The organism is Streptomyces sp. STAM6 (genome assembly GCF_054963715.1).
The window spans coordinates 38,986-45,447 of the sequence record NZ_JBUEFZ010000044.1; the positions used below are offsets into that span (position 1 = coordinate 38,986).

Below are 6,462 nucleotides of genomic sequence, written 5' to 3' on the forward strand. Positions count from 1 at the left end.
GGCATGTCTACGCGGAGCGTGGCGGTACCAGTTTCGGGCATGTCGTCGGGAACGTGACGGTTTACAAATACGGTGGGCCTGTGCCACGGCCGGTGCGCTCGGCGTACCAGCGGCAGGTGGAGCGGATCGCCCCACCGCAGTTGCTGGGCCGGGAGGCTGAGCTGGCCGAGCTGGCAGGTTTCTGCCTGGATGAGCGTCGCGGTCCCTACATGTGGTGGCAGGCCGGGCCGTGGGCGGGCAAGTCCGCGCTGCTGTCCACTTTCGTGCTCAACCCGCCTGCCCCGCCTGCCGCCGGCGGAGTGTGGCTGGTGTCGTTCTTCATCACCGCCCGGCTGGCCGCGCAGGACACACGGGAGGCGTTCACCACCGCACTGACGGAGCAGCTGTGTGCACTGCTCCGCCAGGACCTACCGGCCAGCAGCGATGAAGCAGCCCGGGAATCAGCAATGATGGATCTGCTCGCCCAGGCCGCGGCCGTGAGTCAGCAGGCGGGTGGCCGGCTGGTGCTGGTCGTTGACGGGCTGGACGAAGACCGCGGCGTGACAACCGGGCGGGGGGCACACAGCATCGCCGGACTGCTGCCGGCCCGCCCGTCGGCCGGGATGCGGATCATCGTCGCCGGACGGCCCAATCCCCCGATCCCCGACGACGTGCCTGACTGGCACCCACTGCGTGACCCGGGCATCATCCGCCTGCTCAGTGGCTCCCCGCATGCCAGGGATCTGCAGCGACTCGGCCAGTCCGAACTCAAACGTCTGCTCGCAGGCAGCCCCATCGAGCAGGATCTGCTGGGCCTGCTCACCGCCGCCCGGGGCGGCCTCTCCGGCCCCGACCTGCGTGAGCTGACAGGCGCGGACCTGGTGACCATCGAGGAGATACTGCACACCGTGGCCGGGCGCACATTTACCCGCCGTCTCGCCGGCTGGACACCGGACGACGGACGACAGGTCTACCTGCTCGGCCACGAGGAACTACAGAACGCCGCCTGCCACTACCTCGGCCATGACCGCCTGGCCCACTACCGGGAGCGGTTGCACACCTGGGCCGAGGAATACCGCACACCCACCGACGACGGGCTGCCGTGGCCGCCGCACACCCCCGAATACCTGCTGACTGGCTACCCCCGCATGCTGGCCACCGCTGGCGACACCAACCGCCTGACCGCCCTGGCCATCGACCCGGCACGCCACGACCGGATGCTCGACCTGTCCGGTGGCGACACCGCCGCCCTCACCGAGATCAAAACCTGCCAAGACCTACTCCTGGACTGCCCGGAACCGGACCTGTGCGCCCTGGCCAGGCTGTCCCACCACCGCGGACAACTCGAATCCCGCAACGCCCACGTCCCCACCAAGCTCCCTGCCCTGTGGGCCACTCTCGGCCACCCCAACCGGGCCGAGCAGATTGCCCGAGCCATCACCGACCTGGGCAAGCAGGCGCAGGCGCTGGCCGGGGTGGCTAGGGCGGTGGCTGCGGCCGGTGACCACGAGCGGGCTGCCCGGTTGGCCGCAGACGCCATCCAGATCGCCCGCACCATCACCGTGCCGTGGAAGCACGGCCTGACGCTGGCGGGCACGGCTGAGGCGGTGGCTAAGGCGGGGGACCACGAGCGGGCTGCCCGGCTAGCCGCAGACGCCGAGCACTTCGCCAGGGCTCTCCGCGTCGTGCTGAACAACCATTTCAGCGGAGAGATCGCCCGTCTCCACTGGCGAAACAGCGGACCGGTTTGGCGCGAGCACATGACAGCCCTGGGGGATGCGCGGCGCATTCAATTCGTTGACGTCGTCGATGAGGCGTACGCTGCGGCTGAAGCGGCAGGGCCCCCCACGCGCAGCAGTGAATACTTCCGCGCTTGAGAGCGTCCCACCGCAGGCCTCGTGCGCAGGTTCGCAAGCGAAGCCCGAGCCGCGGGAGCGGTCCGCCGGCCTTCGGCCGACCTGTTGGCGCCCATACGAATACGGCGCCTGACGAGCGGTCAATTGGGGTTGGGCACTCGTGAGACACGTGGGCGTGGTATCCGGCTTGCCAGCCGGTGCAGGCGCAGCAGATCACGCAGGGGGGTGCCTGTCTCAGCCCACGTGCGTAGCCGGTCCCGGTCGACCCAGTACACGTGATGGCGGTCGCCCCAGCTTTTGGCGTCACGGGTGAAGCCGCCATTGGTGACTACGACGGCGATATCTGCACCATGCACCGGGCCGGCCGTGCCTTTGACTTGGTACATGACTTGCGAGCCGACCTTGCCCCCTACTTTGGTGTGCTTGGCCTGGATGACGATCCTGCCGTGCTGGGGATGCTGGCCGATGACGTCGGCTGCTTGATCACCTTGCTGGCCCACGCGGCGGGCTGTCCAGCCGTCCCTCACCAGCAGGTCCCTCAGGATGAACTCGAACTGCGCGTCGCTCATCGCGTCAACTTCGGTGAGCGTGAGGCGAAGACGTGCCAGGTTCGCGGCGCGCGCGCTGGCTGCCCGTGCCGCGCCCACCCTACGGCTGGCTGCATAGAGCACAGCGGCGCCGGCAAGGGCGGCAAGCACCGGCCAGGCCTGGACAGCTGCCGTCCAGGCAGCAACGGCACTCTTCACAAGCAGCATCACCACTGCCACGGCGACAACCGCGGCCGCAGCCCACTCCCCCGTATCGCGCGGCATGCGCGGCCTCAGCCGCCCCTTCGCCATCAGCGGGCTGCCGGCTGTGAGACGGCGGGAGCCGGCGGGGGCGCCGGGGATTCGGCGGCCTCGCCGAACCCGATGACCTGGCCCCACAGCCAGATGCCGGCAATGATCGCCATGATGCTCCAGCCGCTCATCTTCTTCCGGCTGGCGCTCGGCTTGCGCCTGAGATAGCTGCGAACCCGGACGTAGCCCTCCGGTACCTTGCCTGCCATGCCTGTTCCTCCCCTTGCAGCGGGCGAGCCGCGGAGTGCGGCTCGCTCCCTGCCTCTGGGTGTAGCAGCGGGCACTGACACGAGCAGCGAAACGATCACCGCTCGTGGCTTGTCCAGAGCAGGAAACAGACATCCGGGCATGCGGTGTTCGATACCGCATCTTCCAGGCCCCTTCACCTGCACAAGCGTGGGTTCACGTCACAAGGTGCCGACCGTCGTTGGCGTACAACCACCCGCCACTGGCCAGAAACACCACGCCGCAGGCTGCTGACGGTTCATGGTGAAAGGCGAAAAGAAGCGCCACTGTTCGACACAACCGTCGGCGTGACTGCCACCCCTGACCAGCCGGCGGACACCGCAGATCATTTTTGCATTGGCCATACGTGCGAAGGAGCGATGCCCTCATCCGGGGCCGCTTGCGATCCGTGCCGTAGCAAACGGGCATTGAGTCACGAGGGGCGACGCTCATCAGGGGTCGGCACCTCGGTCACCGACCTGTGACCGCTGCAGAACGGTCTTGATCGGCGGCTATAGGCTCGCTCCTGGGATGGCCCCCGTAACCAGGAGGACGGCATGGCTGAGTTAGTACAGGAGCAACAGCTGGACGTCGAAGTCGCCTTCCGGGGCTTCGGTTTTCAGGAGTCCGACGACAGCGCGGTCCCCGTACCTTTCGGCGGCGGCTACGAGTGGGGCGTGTTCCTGAATCAGCATGAGCGCCGCTTCGATCTCTTCAGCGGAGGACATACCCACACCGCCGCGGTGACCGTCCGGGTCTGGGACAGCGAGCCCGGGCCTGCGAAGGATGGCTGGGACGAGCAGGGCGAAGTCGACTTCGAGACGACGAGCGGGGATGTCGCCGTGTGGACCACCACCCTCGGCCGGTCCGACCACCTGATCCGCCTGGGTGCACCGGGATGGTGGAGGGTACGGGTGGGTTGCACGGGGCGGGCCGAGGTCGAGCGGGTGACGCGCATCGAGGGTGTCGCGCACGGAGTTGAGAAGTATGTGATCGACTTCTGGCCCAAGGCTGTGTGAGGCCGCAGCCGGCGCGGCCTCGCGGGCTCGCGCCGGCAGTTGCCCAACGAACCGTTAGTTGATTTTGACGATGAAGCCGTCTTCCATGCCGTCGATGATCCTGTTGGCTGTGTAGAAGCCGCTCAGGTAGTTGCCGGCGTAGCCATTCTCCCCACCGGGCACGGGCTGGACGGAGAAGTTGCTCTTCTCCACGTGCACGTCGAACTCTGACTGTGCCGATCCTTCATACGTGGTGGCGAAGGGGAACTCGTCGCATTCCTTGCCGCCGTCGGTGTAGTTGGCGCCCCAGTATCGGGTGCACTCCCGGACGGCGACCGCACGGTTACGGTCACGCCGCCTCTTGTCGAGGTAGAGGCGGTGCAGGGGCTCCTTCACGTTGTCGCCGGGAACGTTCTTCAGGGCGTTCAGCGGCTTGGTCGCCTTGGGGTCGGTGAACGCCTGCTGGATGTGCTGGGCGACCGCCCGTTCCGGAGCTCCGGCCTTGCTGCTGTACTCAAGGGTGGCGGTCATGCTGAAGGCGGCGCCGCCCTTGTTCGTGGGATTGCCGGCGCTGGTGGAGTTGCGCAGATAGGAGGCGGCGTCCCAGCGCGGGGCGAACATGAACGGCTTGCCGATCTGCGGACTTGGGCCCACCCAGCCGGGAGGCAGCGTGGAGACGATCTCGGGCTGGTAGACGGCGAAGACGACGTCCGCGGCTCCCGCACCGGTGCCCTGTCCGGGGGCGTAACGGACGGTGTGGGTGTAGTGAGGGCTCGCCTGCATCTGGGGCCAGGTCTTGGTGACGGGCAGAGTATTGCTGACCACGGGCGTGGCAGCCGCCGGCCAGTCCTGCGCGACGGTGGCCTTCAGACCGATTTTCAGGCCTGCGACACCTGTCGGGCCGACCTGGGTGAAGTCGACGACGTCATAGTCGAAGAACATGGTGCGGTCGGCTTCTTTGGGCACCGTGCCGCGAATGTAGACGACGTAGGAGCTTTTGCCGACCGAGCCGTTGCTCTTCTCCCAGACGGTGGAGACCTTGAAGCCGGTGCACACGGCGAACCGGGACTTGATGTACACCTGCGCCGTGCCGCCCATGTTCTTCTTGCACTCATCCAGCGACATGGTGCGGGGCGGCTCGGGATACAGCGGATCCGGCGCCGCGGCGGCACGGGAGCTGCGGGCGAGGGTGGCGACGCTGTCGGGTGTGGCAGCGGGCACGGCCGTCTTGATGCCGTAGCCGGCCGCGGGGCCCACCACCTCCATCGGCGTGGTCGCTGGGCTCAACGGCTGTGCCGGATCGGACAGTCTTCTGGCCGCGGCGCCGGATCCCTCCTCTGTTAGCGAGGGCACCGGCGTGTTGAGCGGAAGCATGAACGTGCGAGCCTGCCCGAGGCCCGTCTCCTGCGCCGCTGCGGCCGTCGGGGCGGCGGGTAGCAGCAGGACGGCCGCAGCCGCGGCTAAGAAGGAGGTGCGGGCACGGTGAAGTCGTGGTGCGGTACTGATGGTTCCCCCAGGATCACGAGATCAGGTGTGGTCACGCGACAGCCCGCAGACCGCCGCAACCCCAAGATCTATCGAACTTCTGATCGAACTTGGCAGATATGCAGATGGGTTCGACCTGATCTGTTGCACGCATGACCGATTACCACGGCCGAAAGGCGTGTTCGCCGCTCTACTTGGCTGAGTATCCGAGTTTCTGCCAGCAACGCGCCGGCTGCCTGTGCGAGGGGGTCGCGGGTCACCACCCTGCCCGACCGCTCGGCAGCCAGAACTTGGCCGCATGGCTGATCAAACGCGGAGCTACTGCCATATACCGGAAGTTTCCTGCTCAGCGTTCTCGCGGGCCGTAAGCGGCCAGCCTGTCAGCGGTTGCAGGCCCTGGGCAGCTGTTCTGCAGAGCTGAACTGGCTAGTACTGCAACGGTCTTTGGCGTGGCGGTTGGTTTGTCGGATCGTTGTGCTGGTCATGGGGTGGGATGTGGTGCCGGCGGATGCCCGGCGGTGGGTGTCCGGGCTGGCTGACCTGCATGAACGGTTCGTTAACCGGTTTAACAGGACTGAACCGCGGGAGTCGTCGTTGGCATATATGCGGGGACTGATCGCCCCGCTGGAACGGAAGAACGGCTGGACGCTGGCGGAGGAGGCTGGGCATGCAGCCCCGGACCGGATGCAGCGTCTGCTGAATCGGATCGACTGGGACGCCTATGCGGTCCTGTCCGATGTGCGGGACTACTTGCTCGAACATCCCGGAGGCGGTGCTGATCGTGGACGACACCGGATTCCTGAAGAAGGGCATCCGCTCGGCCGGGGTCCAGAGGCAGTATTCCGGCACCGCCGGACGCACCGAGAGCGCCAGAAGCGGACGTCGCGGTCGGTGAGGCCGCCCGTGCGGCGGCGGACGAAGCCGGGAACGGCGAACTGGCGCCGGTAGGGGCGCTGGTCGCGGACCTGGTCGAGGGTGCGCACCCACTGGGCGAGGTAGAGCCCGCTGTCCCGCCTGCCCGCCCCGGCCGGGGCGGGAAGTTGGCGATCTCCTTGATGCCGTAGATGATGGGCAGGATGG

5 protein-coding genes and 1 pseudogene are annotated in these 6,462 nt (G+C 67.4%); 3 read left to right on the plus strand and 3 right to left on the minus strand.

Annotated features, from left to right (window positions below; translation table 11 throughout):
* Window positions 1-116 precede the first annotated feature (116 nt).
* Window positions 117-1,856: a P-loop domain-containing protein gene (locus tag ACY34K_RS30640; RefSeq protein ID WP_462752931.1), complete on the plus strand. Its 1,740-nt coding sequence runs from the start codon at window positions 117-119 to the stop codon at window positions 1,854-1,856.
* 119 nt (window positions 1,857-1,975) lie between these two features.
* Here ACY34K_RS30640 and ACY34K_RS30645 read toward each other — a convergent pair whose 3' ends face one another.
* Window positions 1,976-2,674 (minus strand): restriction endonuclease, encoded by a 699-nt coding sequence (locus ACY34K_RS30645; RefSeq protein ID WP_462752933.1) that lies wholly within the window; start codon window positions 2,672-2,674, stop codon window positions 1,976-1,978.
* Entirely contained in the window at window positions 2,674-2,883 is a 210-nt protein-coding gene (locus tag ACY34K_RS30650) for a hypothetical protein (RefSeq protein ID WP_462752935.1), read from the minus strand. The genes ACY34K_RS30645 and ACY34K_RS30650 overlap by 1 nt, the downstream gene beginning before the upstream one ends.
* A 573-nt stretch (window positions 2,884-3,456) precedes the next feature.
* Between ACY34K_RS30650 and ACY34K_RS30655 the strand changes: the two genes are divergently transcribed.
* A complete protein-coding gene (locus ACY34K_RS30655; protein ID WP_462752937.1) occupies window positions 3,457-3,918 on the plus strand; it encodes a hypothetical protein in 462 nt (153 codons plus the stop codon).
* 54 nt (window positions 3,919-3,972) lie between these two features.
* Here ACY34K_RS30655 and ACY34K_RS30660 read toward each other — a convergent pair whose 3' ends face one another.
* Complete coding sequence (locus ACY34K_RS30660; RefSeq protein WP_462752939.1) at window positions 3,973-5,271, minus strand: NucA/NucB deoxyribonuclease domain-containing protein; 1,299 nt, start codon at window positions 5,269-5,271, stop codon at window positions 3,973-3,975.
* Between the two features lie 594 nt (window positions 5,272-5,865).
* Here ACY34K_RS30660 and ACY34K_RS30665 point away from each other — a divergent pair.
* Window positions 5,866-6,262: pseudogene (locus tag ACY34K_RS30665) on the plus strand (transposase); the annotation flags it as partial.
* Window positions 6,263-6,462: the final 200 nt, after the last annotated feature.

Coding starts and splice junctions, on each gene's coding strand:
- ACY34K_RS30655 (WP_462752937.1), top strand. CDS start 3,457: ATGGCTGAGTTAGTACAGGAGCAACAGCTGGACGTCGAAGTCGCCTTC.
- ACY34K_RS30645 (WP_462752933.1), bottom strand. CDS start 2,674: ATGGCGAAGGGGCGGCTGAGGCCGCGCATGCCGCGCGATACGGGGGAG.
- ACY34K_RS30660 (WP_462752939.1), bottom strand. CDS start 5,271: ATGCTTCCGCTCAACACGCCGGTGCCCTCGCTAACAGAGGAGGGATCC.
- ACY34K_RS30650 (WP_462752935.1), bottom strand. CDS start 2,883: ATGGCAGGCAAGGTACCGGAGGGCTACGTCCGGGTTCGCAGCTATCTC.